Below are 19,392 nucleotides of genomic sequence, written 5' to 3'. Positions count from 1 at the left end.
CTATTCACCGTGACCCTGCATCAGGCGCTTCTTCACCCGCTTGAGGAAGAACCAGGCGCTGAGCACCACGATGGGCATGGCAATCCCCATGCCCAGGTTGGCATTGATGGGCAGGCCCTGGGATTCCAGGCCCTTGAGCAGGTACCCCACCAGGCCCACGCCGTAATAGCCGATGGCGATCACCGACAGGCCCTCCACCGTCTCCTGCAGCCGTAGCTGCAGCTTGGCGCGGCGGTCCATGGATTCGAGCAGGTTGCGGTTCTGGGCCTGCAGGCTCACCTCCACCCGGGCCCGCAGCAGGGCGGTGAGACGGGCCGCCCGCTCCGCCAGGTCCCGTTGCCGGCTGCCCACGGATTCGCAGGTGGCCACTGCCGGCGCCAGCCGGGCATCCAGAAACTCGGTGAAGGTCTGCAGGCCGACGATACGCCGCTGACGCAATTGTTCCAAACGTTGCTTGACCACCCGGTAATAGGCCTTGGAGGCCTCGAAGCGGAAGGTGGTCTGGGCCGCCGCCGACTCGATTTCCGCCGCCAGGCCGGTCAGTTCCGCCAGCAGTCGGCTTTCCACCGGCTGGCCCGGGGTCTGGGTCGGTTGTTCCACCATGCCGGCGGCCAGCTCCGCCAGACGACGATCCGCCATGTCCAGGGTACGGCTGATCTTGCGGGCCATGGGCAGGGCCAGCAGCGTCATGGCGCGGTAGGCATTGAGTTCCAGCACCCGCTTGACCATGCGCCCGGCCTGGGCATCGGTGAGGCCTTCGTTGCGCAGCAGGATGCGGGCGTAACCATCGTTGTGAATGCGCAGGTCCGACCAGGCCCTTCCCAGGCCTCCCACCACCTCGGAGCCGATGACGATGTTGTCTTCGAACAGTTCGTACAGCTCGGGCAGGCTGCGCTCGGGCATGTCCTTCGACTCCAGCGCCACGGAAACGGCGCTGACCAGTTCCCCAGGCGAGGCCGCCAGCCATTCCGCCGGCAGGCGCTCGATGACCGGATTCCCGAAGGGATGACGGTAGGGGCCGGGTTCGGTGAAGGTATAGGTGACGAACTCGGTGTGGCGTTCCCAGTGCAGCCGGATGCCCCCCAGATCCGCCACATGGTATTGGCCCACGGACTCCGGTACCGGGGCGCGGAAATGTTCCAGCAGCTTGATCAGATGCTCGGTGTTGCGGCCGCTGCCCCGTTCCCCGCAGATGAAGGCCAGGTGCGAGACTCTGGCCGGTGCCTTGATGGGCTCAAAGGTACGGGCATGCAGTTCGGTGGTGAGTGCATGACGTAGCGGGTGTTCCTTGAAGGGCAGCGGCATGGCCGTGAGCGTCCTGTTTATTCCACTGCGGCGAAGAGTGCTTCGGCCTCGATCACATGGCAGCCGGCGGCCGACAGGGCGTCGATGGCCCGATCCGGTTCTTCGAAGCGGAAGATCAGGGCGGCCCGGTTGTTGCGTCGCAGGGAGAAGGCGTACATATACTCGATCTTGAGCTCCGCCTTGCCTGCCGCCTGCAGCACCTCGGCCAAGCCGCCCGGGCGATCTTCCACGTCCACCGCCACCACCTCGGTGAGCTTGACCACCCAGCCGTCGGCCTTGAGCGCCTGTGCGGCCTGTTCCCAGTCGCGCACGATCATGCGCAGGATGCCGAAGTCCGCGGTATCCGCCAGGGACAGGCTCAGGATGTTGATACCCTTCCGGGACAGCAGGGCCAGGGGTTCGGCCAGATGTCCGGGACGATTCTCCAGAAACACGGAAAGCTGTTGCAGCTTCATGTAACGATACTCCTTGATGCGGACCGGCTAGATGGCACGCTTGTCGATCACCCGCTTGGCCTTGCCTTCGCTGCGGGCGATGGTGCGGGGCTCCACCAGGCGCAGGGCCACGCGGATGCCGATGATCTGCTCGATGGCCTTGGCCAGTTCGGCGCGGACATCCTCCAGGGCACGGACCTTGTCGCTGAAGACCTCGGGGGTCACCTCCACTTCCACCGCCATCTGGTCCAGGCCGTGGTCGCGGGTGAGGATGATCTGGTAGTGGGGCAGGGTGCCTTCCACCGCCAGCAGTGCCGCTTCCACCTGGGATGGGAAGACGTTGACGCCGCGGATGATGAACATGTCATCCGAGCGGCGCCCCACGCGGCGGATGCGGCGTAGGCTGCGGCCGCAGGCGCAGGTCTCGGTGATGATGCGGGTGATGTCGCGGGTGCGGTAGCGGATGATGGGCATGGCCTGCTTGCTCAGAGTGGTGAGCACCAGTTCGCCTTCCTCCCCGTCGGGCAGTACCGCACCGGTCTCCGGGTCGATGATCTCGGGATAAAAGTGATCCTCGAAGATGTGCAGGCCGTCCTGGTGTTCGCACTCGCTGCCCACCCCGGGGCCGATGATCTCCGACAGGCCGTAGATGTCGTAGGCTCTGATGCCGGCCCCTTCCTGGATGCGCCGGCGCATTTCCTCGCTCCAGGGCTCGGCACCGAAGATGCCGGTGTGCAGAGGCAGTTCCCGCAGGTCCAGACCCATGTCCAGGGCCCGTTCAATCACATGGATGAAATAGCTGGGAGTGGCGCAGACGGCGCTGACGTTGAAGTCCTTCATCACCATCAACTGGCGCTCGGTGTTGCCGCCGGAAACAGGGATCACCGTCGCCCCCAGGGCCTCGGCGCCGTAGTGGGCGCCCAGGCCGCCGGTGAACAGGCCGTAGCCGAAGGCGTTCTGCACGATGTCGCCCCGGTGCAGGCCGCAGGACGCAAAGGTGCGGGTCATCACTTCGGCCCAGACGTTCAGGTCCTCTCGGGTATAGGCCACCACGATGGGCTTGCCGGTGGTGCCGGAGGAGGCGTGCAGGCGCACGATCTCGCTCATGGGGCTGGCGAACAGGCCGAAGGGATAGGTATCCCGCAGGTCCACCTTGACGGTGAAGGGCAACTGGCCGATGTCCTCCAGGGTCCTGATGTCCGCAGGGGTCAGGCCCCGCTCCTGCATGCGGGAGCGGAACAGTGCCACGTTGTCATAGGCACGGGTCACCACGGCGCGCAGGCGCCTAAGCTGTACTTCCCGCAGGCGTTCCACGGGCAGATAATCGGGTGCGCTCGCGGGGTGGAAGCCACCCTCCACGTCGTTCCAGCGTTCGCTCAGCATTCAAACCCCCTCGATCACTTCCGGGCGGGACAGCTCCGCCCCCAGCCTGCGCCCCAGGGCGAAGGCCTGTTCATTGACGGCATGAAGTTTTTCCGGCAGGCACCGATGGATGGCGTCGATCCAGGCCTGTTCATCGAAATCCATCACCATGGAGGCGGCGCCCAGCAGGGCCACGTTGAGGCTCTTGCGGTTCTTCAGCGCGCCTTCCGGGATCAGCGCCGGAGTGATCAGGACGCCGCCGGGACGCAGCCAGCCCAGGTTGAGGTCCACCTGACTGGATTCGAACACCATCAGAAAGTCCGCCTCGCCCATGGGCACCATGGGGCTCAGGACCTGTTCGCCGAAGCGCACGTCGGTGGTGACGGAGCCGCCCCGCTGACTCATGCCGTGGACTTCGCTCTTCTTGACCTGCAACCCGCCGGCGAAGGCCGTGGTGGAGAGCAGGTCGGATGCCTTGACCACGCCCTGTCCGCCCAGGCCGGCCAGCACTACGTTGGTAACTGCCATTGATGATCCCCTACAGAATCGGTTGATACGTCATTCCACCGGTGCCGCCGCGCAGCCGGCGGCGCAGCGCTTCTCTTCCTCGGCCTTCTCCAGCTTGCGGATCAGCGGTGCCGCCAGGATGCAGGGCCGCTCGGCGATCAGCACGGACAGCTCGTCCCGGGCCATCATGTCCTTGAGGATCTCTTCGAACTTTGCCTCGTCCTTCTGCGGGTCCACTACCTCGACATTCTTCACGCCCATGGCCTTGCACACGGCCACGAAATCCATCCGGTTGGTGGGCTCATGGTTCAGGCTGCGGCCGGTGCCCGGGTGTTCCTGGCGTCCGGTCATGGCCGTGGTGCTGTTGTCCACGATCAGGACCACATGGCCGGTGGGCGGCGGGTTGTACACCATTTCGGCGATGCCGGTCAGGCCGGAGTGCACGAAGGTGGAGTCACCGATGACGCTGACCACCCGCCGGGCCTCGGCCTCGGGCAGCACATGACGCAGGCCAAGGCCCACGCCGATGGCGGCGCCCATGCATACGCAGGTGTCCATGGCCTCGAACGGGGGCAGCACGCCCAGGGTGTAGCAGCCGATGTCGCCGGCGACGATGCAGTTCAGGCGGCTCAGGGCCTCGAACACCTCCCGGTGGGAGCAGCCCTGGCACAGTTCCGGGGGCTTGCCGCGGGGACGGGGCGCCTCGGGGGTCACGTCACCCGCAATGATGCGGCGGACCCGGGACACGTTCAGCTCACTGAAGCGGTACATCTCCGGCTTGCCTTCCACCTTCAGGCCGGCCACCGTGAGGGCTTCGTACAGCAGGTGATCCCCTTCCTCGATGACGATGCAGCGATCCACGCTGTTGACGAAGTCGGTGATCATCTGCATGGGCAGCGGCCAGGTCAGTCCCAGGGCCAGCAAGGTGGCGTCGGGCGCGGCCTCGCGGGCATGCATTACCGAGATGCCCGAGGCGATGATGCCCAGGGACTTGTCGCCGGGATGGATGCGGTTCAGACCGCTCTCTTCGTTCCAGCGGGCGATTTCTTCCATCTTGGCGCGGATCTTGTGGTGCGCTGGACGGGCATAGGCGGGGATCATCACCCGGCCGGGGATGTCACGCTCGAAATGGGGTTCCATGGCGGACGGCCGGGGTTCACCCGGAATCACTTCGGTCTTGGCGTGGCAGATGCGGGTGGTCATGCGCAGGATCACCGGGATGCGCCAGCGCTCGGAGAGTTCGAAGGCGGCCAGGGTGAAGTCGTAGGCCTGCTGGGAGTCGGCAGGTTCCAGCATCGGCACGATGGCGGCGCGGGCATAGTGGCGGTTGTCCTGCTCGTTCTGGCTGGAGGCCATGCCCGGATCATCGGCGGAGATCAGCACCAGGCCGCCGGTCAGATCGATGTAGGCGGCGGTGAACAGGGGGTCGGCGGCCACATTCACGCCCACGTGCTTCATGGTGACCAGGGTGCGGCCGCCGCCGAAGGAGACGCCCAGGGCCACTTCCAGGGCCACCTTCTCATTGGGGGACCACTGGGCAGGTCCGCCGATCAGGGAGAAGGCTTCCAGGATCTCGGTGGAGGGGGTGCCCGGGTATCCGGTGCCGAGGCGCACACCGGCGTGCAGGGAGGCCAGGGCGACTGCCTCGTTGCCGCTCAACAAAAGACGTTCGGTTGATGCCATGGTTAGCTGCTCTATGTAGACATTGGGGCCCCACCCCGTGTCCGGCAGGCCGGAAAGGCGGGCAGACAGCCCGGAAGTCTACATGATTCAGCGTGTGGAGCCACCCTTGGGTGGGTCAATATCGGTTTGTCCTCAAATCCTTTTCTCTCCCCCTCACCCCAGCCTCTCTCCCACGAGCGGAGAGGGGCTTGATGGTGAGTTCCCTTCTCCCCTTGGGGAGAAGGGTTGGAGATGAGGGGAGACGGGCCGACTACGACCGCGCCACCCAGGCCGTGCACCAGCCTTTGGCGGCCACCTGCTGGCCGGGGAACACGGCACAGGGACCCCAGTCGCCACCGGTATCGGTGTACAGCAGACAGTTGGCGCAGTTGCTGCCTTCCACGAAGGCCGGATGGTCCACACCGGCGGCATCATGGCGATAGCCCAGGGCCTGCGCGGTGTCCGAGCTCTCATCCACCTTGTCGGCGGCCTGCGCGGCGGTGGCCCAGCCCAGGGCGCCTGCCAGGGGGACGGCCACCAGACCATAGGCCCCGAACTGCAGAAAACGGCGGCGGCTCACGTTGTTGTTCAGGGTCTTCATGATTATTCTCCTTCTCGCTACAAGTTTCGGAAGTACCGGCCGGGGAGATGCTGATCTTTCCTCCAGCCTCGGGCACAGTTTCCTCCTGAATGCCTGAACACAACATGAACGAGACAAAGACCGCATGTCGGGCCCGACACGCGGGTCGGGCCTTGCTTCCTTGACACCCCCGGGTGCCCGGGATAGCGTCCCTATATAGACCGGTACCCGGACTTTTCACATGTACGTCAACAACGCCCTCAGCGCCGCCATGGTCCCCACCGGGGTCAGTACCCGGCCGGATGTCCAACGTCCGCCGGAGGCGTTCGATGCGGTGGAGGAACGGGCAGGCCCCGATGGCCCGGTGGAAGAGACCCGGGACACCGAAGAAGCCGGGACCGAGCGTGAGCGCCCCCGGGGCGTGACGGAACTCACCCCGGAAGAGGAGCAGATGGTCCGGGAGCTGCAGCAGCGGGATCGCGACGTCCGCGCCCATGAGCAGGCCCATGTGGCTGCCGGTGGCCGCTATGTGACCAGCGGCGCCAGCTATGACTATCAGACCGGACCGGACGGTCGCCGCTATGCGGTGGGTGGTGAGGTTTCCATTGATACATCCCGTCCTGCCGACCCGCAAGAGGCGATCCAGAAGGCGCGGGTGATCTTCGCCGCCGCCATGGCCCCGGCCGACCCATCACCCCAGGATCATCGGGTTGCCGCCCAGGCCAGGGTGATGGAATCCCAGGCCCGTAGCGACGCACGGACCCAGCGTCAGGAAGAGGCCCGGGTTGCCGCCGAGGCCGTCGTCGAGAAACGTCGGTCGGCCCGCGATGACGCCGATGATGACCCTATGGCGGCCCGGGATCGCCTAGCCCGGCACCTGGCCGAGGTGGACCAGCCGTCCCGTCCCCCGGTACTGCTTGAGGTCGCCTGAACCCAATGACGGTATCCACCGAACATCAGGCCCCGGAAACGGTGGTCAGTCGCTATCTGCAGGCCATTGAAGGGCATGACTATGAGCGTGCGCGCCACTGTCTGGTCGAACCGGGGTTCTGCTACATCAGCCCCATCAGTCGCTTCAATGATACCGAACGTTTCATCGAACACATGTCCCTCACCGGCGGTATCCTGCAGCGCATCGAGATCCGCAAGCAGTTCGTCGATGGCCCCGACGTGTGCCATTTCATGGTGTTCCATGTCCAGATCTCCGAAAAGATGAAGGTCGACGTGGTTCAGTGGGCGCAGGTCAGGGAAGGGCGCATTGCAAGGATCGAGGCCCTGTTCGATGCCCATCCCTACCGCATCCTGTTCGAAAGCGAGGCAAACTGATGAATCCCGGGCATTCCCGAATCCCCCTGTCTGCGTGGGCACGTCTGTGCCTGTTCCTGGCGCTTCTGTTCCTGCTGACCGGCTGTACCGGCATCCCCAAGGGCGTGGAGCCGGTCCAGGGCCTGGAGGCCGAGCGCTATCTGGGCACCTGGTATTCCATCGCCCGGCTGGACCACTCCTTTGAGCGTCGCCTGACCGATGTCACAGCCCATTACGAACTGCGTGAAGACGGGGCCATCAGCGTGCTCAACCGGGGCTATCACCCGGATCGGGAGGTCTGGCGGGAGGCCCGGGGGGTCGCCCGCTTCATCGAGTCTCCCACCGTGGGCCGCCTCAAGGTATCCTTCTTCGGACCGTTTCATGGCGCTTACAACATCGTTGCCCTGGACAAGGACGACTACCAGTACGCCATGGTGACCGGTCCCACCCGTTCTTATCTCTGGATCCTGGCACGCAGCCCCGAGCTGGACCCCGATGTGGTCCGGCGGCTGGTCGAGCTGGCCCGGGAACTGGATTACGACGTGGACGGACTGATCTACGTGACCCATGAACAAGGAGACCGCTCTTGAACGCACACCCCCTGCTGATCGGTGCCGCAGACGGCCACCCGGTGGCCATCACCCCGCGCATGGCCAATCGCCACGGCCTCATCGCCGGCGCCACCGGTACCGGCAAGACCATCACCCTGCAGGTGCTGGCCCAGTCCTTTTCGGACCTGGGAGTGCCGGTGTTCGTGCCGGACATCAAGGGTGACTTTTCCGGTATCGCCGCCCCCGGAGTGATGAACGACCGGGTACGGGAACGGGCAGGGCAGGTGGGTCTGGACGACCTGGAGATGCACGGTGCCCCCACCGTGTTCTGGGATGTCTTCGGCGAACAGGGCCATCCCCTGCGCCTGACCATCGCCGATCTGGGGCCGACCCTGCTCAGCCGGCTGATGAATCTCAACGAGACCCAGAGCGGGCTGATGCAGCTTGTGTTCCGGGTGGCCGACGACAACGGCTGGTTGCTGCTGGACCTGAAGGACCTGCGGGCCATGGTGAACTGGGTGGGGGAGCAGCGTCAGGCCCTGAGCCGCACCTACGGCAACATTGCCCCTGCCAGTCTGGGCGCCATCCAGCGCAGCCTGCTCACCCTGGAGTCCCAGGGTGCGGAGCAGTTCTTTGGTGAGCCGGCGGTGACCCTGGAGGACTTCCTGCAGACCGACGCGCAGGGGCGGGGGGTGGTCAACATCCTGCACGCGGAGCGTCTGTACCGGGCCAGTCCCCTGGTGTATTCCACCCTGCTGCTGTGGCTGTTGTCGGAGCTGTTCGAGCAGTTGCCGGAGGTGGGGGATGCGGACAAGCCCCGTTTTGTCCTGTTCTTCGACGAGGCCCATCTGCTGTTCAAGGATGCGCCCAAGTCCCTGACCGACCGGATCGAACAGGTGGTGCGCCTGATCCGTTCCAAGGGGGTCGGGGTATATTTCGTCACCCAGAACCCCCTGGACCTGCCCGAGCCGGTGCTGGGCCAGCTGGGCAACCGCATCCAGCATGCCCTGCGGGCCTTCACCCCCCGGGACCAGAAGGCGGTGCGTGCAGCAGCCCAGACCTTCCGGGCCAAGCCGGGCCTGGATACGGAAGCGATGATCATGGAGCTGAGCACTGGTTCGGCCCTGGTCTCGGTGCTGGACGAGCGGGGTCAGCCCACGCCGGTGGAGCTTACCCTGATCCGTCCCCCCGCCAGCCGCATGGGGCCGCTGAACGAGGCCGAGCGCCGTGCGCTGATCCAGGCCTCGCCGTTGGCGGGTGTCTACGACGCCCCGGTGGACCGGGAGTCCGCCTACGAGATCCTGCAGCGTCAGGCGGAGACGGCCCTGAGCGAACCCACCGCGACGGTCAGCACCCAGCAGGCGGCGCGCAGTCGTCGCAGCGGTGGCGGTGGTGCATCCCGGCGAGGTGACAGCGTGCTCGCGGCCACTGCCAAGAGCACCGCCCGGGCGGTGGGCACTCAGATCGGGCGCCAGATCGTGCGGGGGCTGCTGGGTTCCCTGACGGGAAAACGGCGCTGATTTGCAGAGCCTCTCAGCGATTGATCACGTCATTCCCGCGCAAGCGGGAATCCAGCGGTGCAGCCAACTTCCTTGTTGTGACCCGTTCCGTCATTCCCGCGCAAGCGGGAATCCAGCGGTGCTGCCAACTTCCTTGTTGTGACCCGTTCCGTCATTCCCGCGCAAGCGGGAATCCAGTGAGGGGCTCAGAGCCCTGGGCTCCCGCTTTCGCGGGAGTGACGGTAGATGAGGAGCGGGAGCGACGGTAGATGAGGAGCGGGAGCGACGGTAGAGGGGGGACGGGAGTGACGGTAAAGAGGGCGCGGGAGTGACGGTAGGGGGGAGGGGCAGAACTTCAGCCCTCCAACCGCCGGATGATCCAGCATCGGTGGGGGCGTCCGCGGCCGAAATCCTCGGGCACGGTCTGCCGGGTGATCTCTTCTACCCGGCAGGGCGCCAGTTCGTCCTCGTAGAGCTTGAAGCCGCGTCGGTTGTTGGAAAAGAACAACTCCCCCCGGGCCGAAAGCAGGCCCAGGCAGCGGTTGATCATCCAGGCATGATCCCGCTGCACGTCCAGCGTGGCCGTCATCTTCTTGGAATTGGAAAAAGAGGGCGGGTCCATCACGATCAGGTCATAACGCCGGCCCAGCCGGGGCGCCTCCTCCAGCCACTGCATCACATCCACCCGCTCCAGCCGGTGACGATCCTGATCCAGTCCGTTGAGTTGGAAATTCCGCAATGACCATTCCTGATAGGTGCGCGACAGATCCAGAGTCAGGCTCTCCGAGGCGCCACCCGCCGCCGCATGTACGGAAAAGCTACCGGTATAGGCAAACAGGTTCAGGAACCGCTTGCCCTGGCTGCGCTGCCGCACCATCGCCCGGGTTTGACGATGATCCAGAAACAGCCCCGTATCCAGATAGGCATACAGGTTCACCGAGAACTTCAGCCCGTCCTCCCGCACGATCAGTTCCTCGCCCTCAAGGCCGGTCTTCTCGTACTGATCGGCGCCTTTCTGACGCCGCCGGACCTTGATCGCCGGCGCCTGCGGCGACAGCCCGAAAACGCCCCCGACCGTCTCACGGACCTCGTCCAGCCAAGTGTCATAGGCCGCGTCATCCGCCTCCCAGCGGGTCTCGTAGACCTGCACATGGGGGATTCCCGCATACACATCCACCGCCACGGGAAACTCCGGGATATCCCGATCATAAATTCGAAAGCACTCAATGCCCCGTCGCCGTGCCCATTTTGACCAGTGGCGAAGGTTCTTCGATAAACGGTTGTGAAAAGGTGAATTCATAGTTCGGATATGCTGCGATTATGTACCATGTGAATCAAGCGGTTTTATCACTATTCGGGGGAGGCATGGACAGACTGTGGCTACGCATCGCTGCCACTGTGGCAATACCCATGACGGCGTTCATGATCATGGCGACCATTGCCCTCGGAGAGCATCATCAGCGCCACGAGGAGCGGGCCCGTATGGTGCAGGTGGCGCAACTGGCCCTGGACGGCAAGGCCCTGATCCATGCGCTGCAGGCGGAACGGGGCAGCACGGTCGGCTATCTTAGCGCCTTGGACAATGACTTTCGTGCGATCCTGGATGATCACCGGGACGCCACGGATCAGGCATTGCGTCGCTATCAACGGGATGAAGCCATCTATCAGCTGGTGACCGGTGCCGACCTGAGTGCATTCCGACGGCAACTGGAAGAAGGGGCCGCCCGTCTGGAGACCCACCGCGAGCGGGTTGATCGGCACGCGCTTCATCCCCTCGAGAGTACCGAGTCCTATGGTCGTCTGATTGACCCCCTGATCCTGATCGCTTCTTCCACGCCCGATGCCGGCGCCACCCCGGGCATGTTGAGTCTTCTGGCCGCCTACCGATCCTTGCTCATGCTCAAGGAGCAGGCCGCCCGGGAGCGTTCCCTGGGCAGCGCCTGGCTGGTCGCCCGGACCCCGGATCCGGTCATCTTTCGCAATTATCTGCAGCGGGTGGCCATCCAGGAACTGCAGCGCAGCCAGTTTCTCAAGCTTGCGCCCGAGATCTATGTGGACAGGCTCCGGGGCCTGGAGCAACAGCCGGCCCATCAGGAAGTGATGATTGCCCGTGCCACCATCACCCTGCAGGGTGAGACGCAAAAACCGGCCGGTCTGAGTGGATTGCGCTGGTTTCAGATGACGTCGGAGCGGATTGACGGGCTGCATCAACTGGAACGTGCGCTGGTGCGGGACATCCTCGATACCGGCACCGAAATCAAGGCCGACAGCCAGCGTCAATGGCTGAATCTGCTCGGCATCACCGTGGCCCTGCTGATACTCACCCTCCTGCTGTCCATGACCGTTGCCAGAAGCCTGTTGCTGCGTCATCGCCAGCATGCGGAGGCCATGCATCGCATTCAGTTTCTGGCCTCTCACGACGCCCTCACGGGCCTCCCCAACCGGGACCACTTCAAGGAACACCTGAACCAGTTACTGTTTCTGGCCAGATCGGAAAAGCGGACCCTGGGGGTCTTCCTCCTGGACCTGGAAGGTTTTACCGACATCAACCGCATTTGGGGCGAGTCGGTGGCGGATGAGCTGCTGTGCCGGATATCGGCGCGCCTCTGCAAACTGATGGGACCGGACGCCCTCATGGCCCGCATCTACGGTGATCAGTTCGGCGTGGTGTTTTTCGATTCCTCCCGCCTGGATAACCCTGAACGCCTGGCGGCGGATCTGCTGGGGGCCCTCAGGCCCGCGGTGGAGATCGGTCCCCGGCGCATCGAGGTCAAGGGCAACATCGGCATCGTCCTGTGCCCGCCTTATCCCCATGATGCCTCCGAACTGCTGGCCTATCTGGCCTTTTCCGTGCAGAACGCCAAGGACGACCGGCTGCATCGCCACAGCATCTTCGAGCCCGTGATCATGTCCCGCCACAGCGAACTGCTGCAGATGGATCGCGACCTGGAATGGGCCTTGGAGCATGACGAATTCGAGCTGTACTACCAGCCCAAGGTGGATCTGGCCACCGGCGCGATCGTCAGCGTCGAGGCCCTGCTGCGCTGGCACCATCCTGATCGGGGGGCGATCCCGCCGAACGTCTTCATCCCCCGCGCAGAGGCCAACGGCAGTATCATCCCTCTGGGTGAGCAAGTGCTGCGCAAGGCCTGCCTGCAATGTCAGGCATGGCGCGAGCGGGGATTTGAAGACCTCACCATGGCCGTGAACCTCTCTGCCGTCCAGCTTTACCAGGCCAATTTCATCGAGCAGGTGGAGCGGGCCCTGGCTGACTCCGGACTGCCCGCCGACGCTCTGGAGCTGGAGTTGACGGAGAGTTGCCTCATGGAAGACATGGAGGTAGCGGAGCGGATACTGCGGTCCCTGTGTGCGCTGGGCGTGAGCCTGTCGGTGGATGATTTCGGCACCGGTTACTCCTCGCTGGCCTACCTGCGCCGTTTCCCGGTGAGCTGCCTCAAGCTCGACCAGCGTTTCGTCAAGGAGCTGGAAATGGGCGGGGAGGCCGAGTTGATCGCCGGGGCCGTGCTGGCCCTGGCCCGCAGTCTGTCATTGACCACCGTGGCGGAAGGCGTGGAGAACCACTACCAGGCCAAGTGGTTGCGTGAACGGGGCTGTCTCCAGGCCCAGGGCTATCTCTACGCCCGCCCCATGCCGGCTGCCGAGTGCCTGTCCCTGATGCAGAAACGGGGAGGTTTTGATGTGCCCTGAAGTCTTCGGAGCAGATACCGTATGCTGAAACACCCCCTCGGCCTCAGGGCCAAGTCCATCCTGGCCCTGGCGCTGGCCTGCCTGATGGCCCTGGTCCCGGCCGGTATCATCGGCTGGCATCTGCTGGAGGGGGTGCGTCAGTACTTCGGCGAGGCCTTTGCCGAACACTACACGCGTCTGAACCGCGAGCAGATTCTGGCCCCCGTTTCCCGCGACCTGGCCCTGTCCACGCGTCTGGCTGACTCGGAACTGTCTCGTCGGTGGCTGCTGGATGAAGACGATGGCGAAAAACGGGCGATGTTCTTCCTTGAGGCGGAAGGGTATCGCCGTGACTTCCGCGACAGCTCCTATTTCCTGATCAGTGCTCTGACCGGTCACTACTATTTCAACAGTGCCGGCCAGCCTTTCAGTGATCAGCCCCGTTACACCCTGGACCCGGACAAGCCCAGCGACGCCTGGTTTTTCAATACCCTGGAGCAGGCAGCCACCTACAACATCAACGTCAATCCGGATGTGGCGCTGGGCACTACCCGGGTCTGGCTCAATGTGCTGGTGACGGACGGCGAACGCCGCATCGGCCTGGCTGGAACGGGCCTCGACCTGAGCGGGTTCCTGCAGGATTTCATCCAGACCCGACCCGTGGGCGTGACGCCGATGATCCTGGATCACGGTGGCGCCATCCAGGCCCATCCGGACCCGACACTGATCAGCTTCGCCTCCACCACCACCCATGCCGTGAATGGATACACCCTGGCCCAGCGCCTGCCGGACGCCCTGCAGCGCACCCAACTGGCCCAGGCCATGAAACAGGCCCGGGAGCTGACCGATACCGTGCCCCTGCTGTCGCTGACCCTGGATGGTCGGGAACAGTTGCTGGCCCTGGCCTACCTCCCCGAACTCCAGTGGTACGTGGTCACCGCCGTGGACTTGGCGGCGGCCGGGGTGATTCAGGAGAACTGGCTGCGGGTTGGTTTGCTGATGGTTGTCCTGCTGTTGCTGATTTTGTTGATCAGTTTCGGTCTGGTCGTGGACCGGATCGTGCTGCGCCCCCTGCGTGAGCTGCAGCAATCCGCCACCGCCATGTCCCAGGGGCGCTACGACATCCAGTTGCCCAGGCCCGGCAAGGACGAACTCGGGGATCTGAGCCGGGCCTTCGGGCGCATGGCCGAGCAGGTGAAGACCCATACCGATGAACTGGAGGGGCGAGTAGAGGAACGCACCGCAAAACTGCGGCAGGCCAACCAGGAAATGGCCACCGCCCAGCGCCAGATCCAGGCATCCATCGACTACGCCAGCCTCATCCAGCGGGCCATCCTGCCGGACAACCGCATGGCCGATCTACTGGGGCTGCATCACTTCGTGCTCTGGCGTCCCCGGGATGTGGTGGGAGGAGACTTCTACCTGTTCCACAACGACGGCGAACGCTACCTGATCGGTGTGGTGGACTGTGCCGGACACGGCGTGCCCGGGGCCCTGATGACCATGCTGGCCCGGGCCGCCCTGGATCAGGCCATCAATACCTTGGGCATGGCGTCCCCGGCGGTCGTGCTGCGTCACGCGGACGGCATCGTGCGCGAGATGCTCAAAGATGCGGAGACCACCCAGGCCATTGCCACCCACATGGATGTGGGAATGGTGTTTGTGGACCGGGAACGGGGTATCCTGCGGTATGCGGGGGCTCGCATCAGCCTTTACCATAGCGACGGCCACGACGTGGCGGCCGTCAAGGGCGGGCGTCGGGCTCTGGGGGACCGTCGGGTGGGGCAGTATGAAGACACCGAGCTCAGGTTGGACCCGACTGCTACCTACTACCTGGTGACCGATGGGTACCTGGACCAATCCGGGGGCGATCTCGGCTTCGGGCTGGGGCAGAGCCGCTTCAAGGCCCTGCTCATGGAACACGCCCGCCGCCCCATGGCCGAGCAGGCCGCGGCCTTGGATCAGGCCCTGGATGACTACCGTGGTGAGCATGATCAGCGGGATGACGTCACGGTGCTGGCCTTTCGCGTTGACCAGCCTTGACTCAGTGCAATGCCGGCAAGACAACACGCAATGGGGTAAATACACGTTATGTCCGATATCGATCTGTTCAGCCTGCGCCGCCAGTTCAATGAGGATCAGATCCTCCTGTGCTTCAACGGTCCCATCTCCCGCAGTCTGATCGAAGAGATCGGCAACGCACTGAGAAACTACCTGGAGGCGGACAATGCACTCCCCGGCGCGGCGATGGATGTCTTCGGCATCTATATTGAATTGACCCAGAACATCCGCCACTACGTCACCCGCATGGGTTACGACGAACGCGACGGCTCCGCCACCGTCATCGTCGCCCGTAATGAGACCGGGCGTTACGTCATCATGGCCGGCAACCTGGTGGAACGGGAAGACGGCGAACTGCTGCGAAACCGGGTGGAGGAACTGGCGGCCATGGACAAGGTGGAGCTCAAGGCGGCCTACAAGGCCCAGTTGCGTAAACCCCGTGATGAAAGCGTGCTCAGTGGCGCGGGCCTGGGGCTGGTGGATGTGGCGCGCAAATCGCTGGAGCCGGTGTGCGCCAGGATTTCGCCGGTCAATGATGGAAACGATCGGGTGTTCTTCAGCCTGCGCGCCGTCATCTGAACTATTATTTTCTGAAAAAGATTCTTACTCATGTCCTCAGTGATCAACGAACTGGAAATACCCGGTAGCCAGTCCACCCCCACCATCACCACCGATTGGGCGCGGGGACGTCTGCACATGACGGGCAATTCCTATCCCGAGAATTCCTTTGAATTCTTTGCGCAGGTCTTTGCCTGGATTCAGCAGTACCTGGATGGGACGGATGCCGCCCTGCACCTGGAGTTGGGTCTCATCTACATGAACACCAGCAGTGTGAAGGCCATGATGGACGTCTTCGACATGCTCGAAGAGGCCCATGCCCAATCCCGGGAAGTCCGGGTGAACTGGTACTACGACCCCCGCAATGAACGGGTCATGGAAATGGCGGAGGAATTCCGCGAGGACTATACCTTCCCGTTCCACATCCTCCCCACCGCCGATGACTAGGGAGTCCGGGGTCATCAAGAACGGCAAGGTCCTGCTGGAGCGCATCCAGGCTCTGCTGGATGACCCCGCCCACATCGATAATCCCCTCAGAGCTGTGCTGCAGGAAGTGAACGATCACATCCAAAGCCAGAATCAGCGCATGGAACGGCTGTTGAGGATATCGGACGGCTACCAGTTGCTTGAACACAACGAGGCTCTGACCCTGTCCGAGCGCTGCGACAAACAGATCAAGCGTATGGAAAGGCTCGCCCGCATTTCGGACCAGTACCAGCGCAACCTGTGGGAAGTCACCGAAACCCTGCGCCAGGCGGCCAACCAGGATCCCCTGACCGGCTTGGCCAACCGACGGTTTCTGATGGAGCGCCTCAAGGAAGAGACCCAACGTGCCGCCCGCAAGGGCAGTCGCCTCGCCATTGCCCTGATGGACGTGGATCATTTCAAACAGGTCAACGACCGATTCGGCCATGAGGTGGGCGATGTGGCCCTGTGCGAGATCGCCGGCGCGGTCCGTCAGGAAGTGCGGCGTTACGATGTGTACGGCCGTTGGGGTGGGGAGGAGTTTCTGCTCGTGCTGCCCGATGCCGACCCGGAGGAAGCGGTCATGGTGTTGGAGCGTATTCGACAGACCATCACCGCCCTCACCGTGGGCGGCGATGACCCCGCCATCCGGCTTTCCGCCAGTTTCGGCGTTACCCTGCTGCGTTCGGGGGAGGACGTGGACGACGCCCTCAAGCGGGCTGATGATGCCTTGTTCAAGGCCAAGAGAGAGGGGCGGGACCGGGTGGTATTGGGGGATTGATTCTTGACCGGACAGTCAGCATGGATATGAAGCGTCTACGCGAGAAGGCCAGGGCCTTCCTGCGGGATAACGCCGCCGTGGCGGGAGACGACCGGGATATCACGGCGCGCCGAGAGGCGGAGGAGGTATCGAGGCGCAACGAGTCGGCCCTCACCCGGTTACTGGATAACATACCGGATGTCGCCATCCAGGGATATCGTCTGGACGGCACTGCATTCTACTGGAACGAGGCCAGTGAACGGCTCTATGGCTATCCTGCCCGTGAGGCATTGGGCGCCAATCTGGAGGATCTCATCATCCCCGAGCATGACCGGGAAGCCTTTTCCCGGCGCATGCAGCAACTGCGGGACAACGGGGGGCGGCTCCCGCCGTCCGAGATTCTCAATTTGCGTCATCGGCAGGGTCACCTGATCACGGTGCACTCCTCTCATGTCATGGTTCAGCATGCCGAAGGCGACCTGCGCCTGTACTGCATAGATGTGGACATCACGACAGGTAGTCGGGACCGGGAGCGGCTTTGGGAGGCAGTGCGTGGCGGCAACGTGGGCCTTTTCGAGTGGCGACCCAATGGAGAGGTCTACCTGACCCCGGAACTCAAGGCGCAGATGGGTTATCAGGATGATGAAATGGACAGTGACATGGAAGTCTGGCGCTCACTGATCCACCCCGATGAACGGGATGCCGGGATTCGGCTGTTCGAGCAATACACGCATCAGCCCGAAGGGCGGTTTCGTGTGGAAATCCGGATGCGTCACAAGACGGATGGCTGGCGCTGGATTCTGTATCAGGCTTCCCCCGTGTATGGCCCGGACGGGCAACTCATCAAGATCCTGGGTTCGAGTCTGGACATCAGTGAGCGCAAGCGGGCCGAGGAAATGAGTGAGCGGCTGGCGTTTGCGGTGGAACAAAGCCCCAGTGTGGTGGTGATCACCAATACCGATGCAGTGATCGAATATGTGAACCAGCATTTCTGCGACATCACGGGTTTCTCCCGGGATGAAGTGCAGGGACAGCGAGCGGGGATGCTGAGCTTCAAAGGGAAAAACGCAGACAAATACAGACAGCTCTGGGAGACGATCAGGAACGGTGGGACCTGGGAGGGGGAATTCAACAATCGCAAACGCTCAGGGGAGTCTTACTGGGAAATGGCGAGAATCTCACCGATTCGTAACGCCCGGGGAGAAGTGACGCACTATATCAAGCTGGCGGAGGACATTTCCGATAAGCGGGCCTTGACCGAGCGTCTGGAATATCTCGCCTTCCATGATCCGTTGACCGGACTGCCCAATCGTACCCTCATGCTGGATCGCATCGGCCAGGCCCTGGCTCAGGCGCGGCGGGATTGCCATACCCTGGCCGTGGTGTTCATCGACCTGGATGATTTCAAGGTGGTCAATGATTCACTGGGACATGCCCAGGGCGATCAGTTGCTGATACAGATCAGCCAGCGCCTGTGCGCCCTGCTGCGCGAGGGGGATACGGTGGCCCGGTTCGGGGGGGATGAATTCATCCTCCTGCTATCCAAGCTGACCCATGTGGAGGGTGTCATTTCCGTCATCGAAAAACTCCAGGAGGCACTGAGCAGGCCGGTGACTCTGGACTCCCTGCGGGTATGTGTCACTGTCAGTATCGGCATCGCCCTTTATCCTGCCGACAGTGATCGCCCCGAGGAATTGGTGCGTCACGCCGATGCGGCCATGTACCGTGCCAAGGCCGAGGGACGCCGCTGTTATCACTTCTATACCCGAGAACTGGACACAGCCCTGCAGGAGCGAATGGAACTGGACCAGGCCATGCGGCAGGCGCTGGAACAGGGCGAATTCCACCTTGTTTATCAGCCCCGCGTGGATCTGGTCAGTGGTCGCGTGCTCAGTCTTGAGGCGCTGGTGCGCTGGCGACATCCTCAGTGGGGCATGATATCGCCGGGCCGCTTCATTCCCCTGGCGGAGCAGACCGGATTCATTCAGGCGCTGGGGCCGGAGATCCTGCGACAGGCCTGCGAGCAGATACGTGCCTGGAAAGCCCGTGGCATCCCCATCGTGCCCGTGGCGGTCAACCTGTCGGCGCACGAGTTCCGACAGCCGGATATTTTCGAGCGCATCATGGGAGCACTGGCCGCGGCAGGACTCGAAACCAGCGATCTGGAGCTCGAAATCACCGAAAGCGCCGCCATGAGTTCCATCGACCAGACCATCCGCACGCTGACCCAACTCAACGATCAGGGCGTGCGCGTCTCCATTGATGATTTCGGCACCGCCTATTCGTCCCTGAACTATCTCAAGCGCCTGCCGGTGCATGCCATCAAGATCGATCAATCCTTCGTTTCCGACATGCGGGACGACCCGGCAGCCCATCCGGAGGACGCCGCCATCATCCGGGCCATCATCGGGCTGGGCCGGACATTAGGCATGGCAGTGATCGCGGAAGGGGTTGAAAATCACGTGCAGCGGGATTTTTTGATCGAGCATGGCTGTTGTCAGGGGCAGGGATATCTGTTCAGTCGTCCCGTGCCGGCCGAGGAGATGGAACCGTTGTTGAGGGTGGGGGTTGTCGGTGGGGGAAGGGCGTGACGGGGGGGGCGACTTGGGGTTTCTCTTTCTACCTACCAGTTCCGATCAATCTGATCACTTGCTCC

General features: G+C 63.5%; 17 protein-coding genes. 10 read left to right on the top strand and 7 right to left on the bottom strand.

Translation table 11 applies throughout. The features are described from left to right. The 6 genes from LQ956_RS00770 to LQ956_RS00745 all read right to left on the bottom strand — a co-directional run bounded on the left by LQ956_RS00770 (window position 1) and on the right by LQ956_RS00745 (window position 5,871). Window positions 1-1,305, bottom strand: coding sequence for a DUF3422 family protein (locus LQ956_RS00770; protein ID WP_238621974.1), 1,305 nt, complete (start codon window positions 1,303-1,305; stop codon window positions 1-3). A gap of 17 nt (window positions 1,306-1,322) precedes the next feature. After that, window positions 1,323-1,760, bottom strand: coding sequence for an ACT domain-containing protein (locus LQ956_RS00765; RefSeq protein ID WP_238621973.1), 438 nt, complete (start codon window positions 1,758-1,760; stop codon window positions 1,323-1,325). Between the two features lie 27 nt (window positions 1,761-1,787). Next, a complete protein-coding gene (locus tag LQ956_RS00760; protein WP_238621972.1) occupies window positions 1,788-3,122 on the bottom strand; it encodes a phenylacetate--CoA ligase family protein in 1,335 nt (444 codons plus the stop codon). Then, a complete protein-coding gene (locus LQ956_RS00755; RefSeq protein WP_238621971.1) occupies window positions 3,123-3,629 on the bottom strand; it encodes an indolepyruvate oxidoreductase subunit beta in 507 nt (168 codons plus the stop codon). A 30-nt stretch (window positions 3,630-3,659) separates the two neighbouring features. Then, window positions 3,660-5,291 carry a thiamine pyrophosphate-dependent enzyme gene (locus LQ956_RS00750; protein ID WP_238629158.1) on the bottom strand — a complete coding sequence of 544 codons (1,632 nt, stop codon included), beginning with the start codon at window positions 5,289-5,291 and terminating at the stop codon, window positions 3,660-3,662. 250 nt (window positions 5,292-5,541) lie between these two features. Further along, window positions 5,542-5,871 carry a high-potential iron-sulfur protein gene (locus LQ956_RS00745; protein ID WP_238621969.1) on the bottom strand — a complete coding sequence of 110 codons (330 nt, stop codon included), beginning with the start codon at window positions 5,869-5,871 and terminating at the stop codon, window positions 5,542-5,544. Between the two features lie 220 nt (window positions 5,872-6,091). On the opposite strand from LQ956_RS00745, the gene LQ956_RS00740 reads away from it, so the two are divergent. From LQ956_RS00740 to LQ956_RS00725, 4 genes are read left to right on the top strand one after another with little or no spacing between them, the layout of a single operon-like run. Further along, entirely contained in the window at window positions 6,092-6,781 is a 690-nt protein-coding gene (locus LQ956_RS00740; RefSeq protein ID WP_238621968.1) for a putative metalloprotease CJM1_0395 family protein, read from the top strand. 5 nt (window positions 6,782-6,786) lie between these two features. After that, window positions 6,787-7,176, top strand: a complete 390-nt coding sequence (locus LQ956_RS00735; RefSeq protein WP_238621967.1) for a nuclear transport factor 2-like protein — start codon at window positions 6,787-6,789, stop codon at window positions 7,174-7,176. Further along, window positions 7,176-7,745, top strand: a complete 570-nt coding sequence (locus LQ956_RS00730; RefSeq protein ID WP_238621966.1) for a lipocalin family protein — start codon at window positions 7,176-7,178, stop codon at window positions 7,743-7,745. Before LQ956_RS00735 ends, LQ956_RS00730 begins: the two co-directional genes overlap by 1 nt. Next, entirely contained in the window at window positions 7,742-9,226 is a 1,485-nt protein-coding gene (locus LQ956_RS00725) for a helicase HerA-like domain-containing protein (protein WP_238621965.1), read from the top strand. Before LQ956_RS00730 ends, LQ956_RS00725 begins: the two co-directional genes overlap by 4 nt. Window positions 9,227-9,560: 334 nt before the next feature. On the opposite strand, the gene LQ956_RS00720 is transcribed toward LQ956_RS00725, so the two are convergent. After that, entirely contained in the window at window positions 9,561-10,388 is an 828-nt protein-coding gene (locus tag LQ956_RS00720) for a class I SAM-dependent methyltransferase (protein WP_238621964.1), read from the bottom strand. A 182-nt stretch (window positions 10,389-10,570) separates the two neighbouring features. Here LQ956_RS00720 and LQ956_RS00715 point away from each other — a divergent pair, with 182 nt between their 5' ends. The 6 genes from LQ956_RS00715 to LQ956_RS00690 are packed head-to-tail and all read left to right on the top strand — an operon-like array spanning window position 10,571 to window position 19,327. Further along, complete coding sequence (locus LQ956_RS00715; RefSeq protein WP_238621963.1) at window positions 10,571-12,913, top strand: putative bifunctional diguanylate cyclase/phosphodiesterase; 2,343 nt, start codon at window positions 10,571-10,573, stop codon at window positions 12,911-12,913. A gap of 21 nt (window positions 12,914-12,934) precedes the next feature. Further along, window positions 12,935-14,935, top strand: coding sequence for a biofilm regulation protein phosphatase SiaA (gene siaA / locus LQ956_RS00710; protein WP_238621962.1), 2,001 nt, complete (start codon window positions 12,935-12,937; stop codon window positions 14,933-14,935). 48 nt (window positions 14,936-14,983) lie between these two features. Beyond that, on the top strand, window positions 14,984-15,532 hold the full coding sequence (siaB, locus tag LQ956_RS00705) for a biofilm regulation protein kinase SiaB (RefSeq protein ID WP_238621961.1): 549 nt from the start codon (window positions 14,984-14,986) through the stop codon (window positions 15,530-15,532). 30 nt (window positions 15,533-15,562) lie between these two features. After that, window positions 15,563-15,958, top strand: a complete 396-nt coding sequence (gene siaC / locus LQ956_RS00700; RefSeq protein WP_255721707.1) for a biofilm regulation phosphoprotein SiaC — start codon at window positions 15,563-15,565, stop codon at window positions 15,956-15,958. Next, entirely contained in the window at window positions 15,951-16,757 is an 807-nt protein-coding gene (siaD, locus tag LQ956_RS00695) for a biofilm regulation diguanylate cyclase SiaD (protein WP_238621960.1), read from the top strand. Before siaC ends, siaD begins: the two co-directional genes overlap by 8 nt. A gap of 20 nt (window positions 16,758-16,777) precedes the next feature. Continuing rightward, complete coding sequence (locus LQ956_RS00690) at window positions 16,778-19,327, top strand: sensor domain-containing protein (protein WP_238629157.1); 2,550 nt, start codon at window positions 16,778-16,780, stop codon at window positions 19,325-19,327. Window positions 19,328-19,392: the final 65 nt, after the last annotated feature.

The sequence above is a fragment of the Ectothiorhodospira lacustris genome (assembly GCF_022227845.1).
Lineage (GTDB): Bacteria > Pseudomonadota > Gammaproteobacteria > Ectothiorhodospirales > Ectothiorhodospiraceae > Ectothiorhodospira > Ectothiorhodospira lacustris.
Note: the sequence above shows the minus strand (reverse complement) of the source record. Positions and strands in the feature narration are given on the sequence as shown.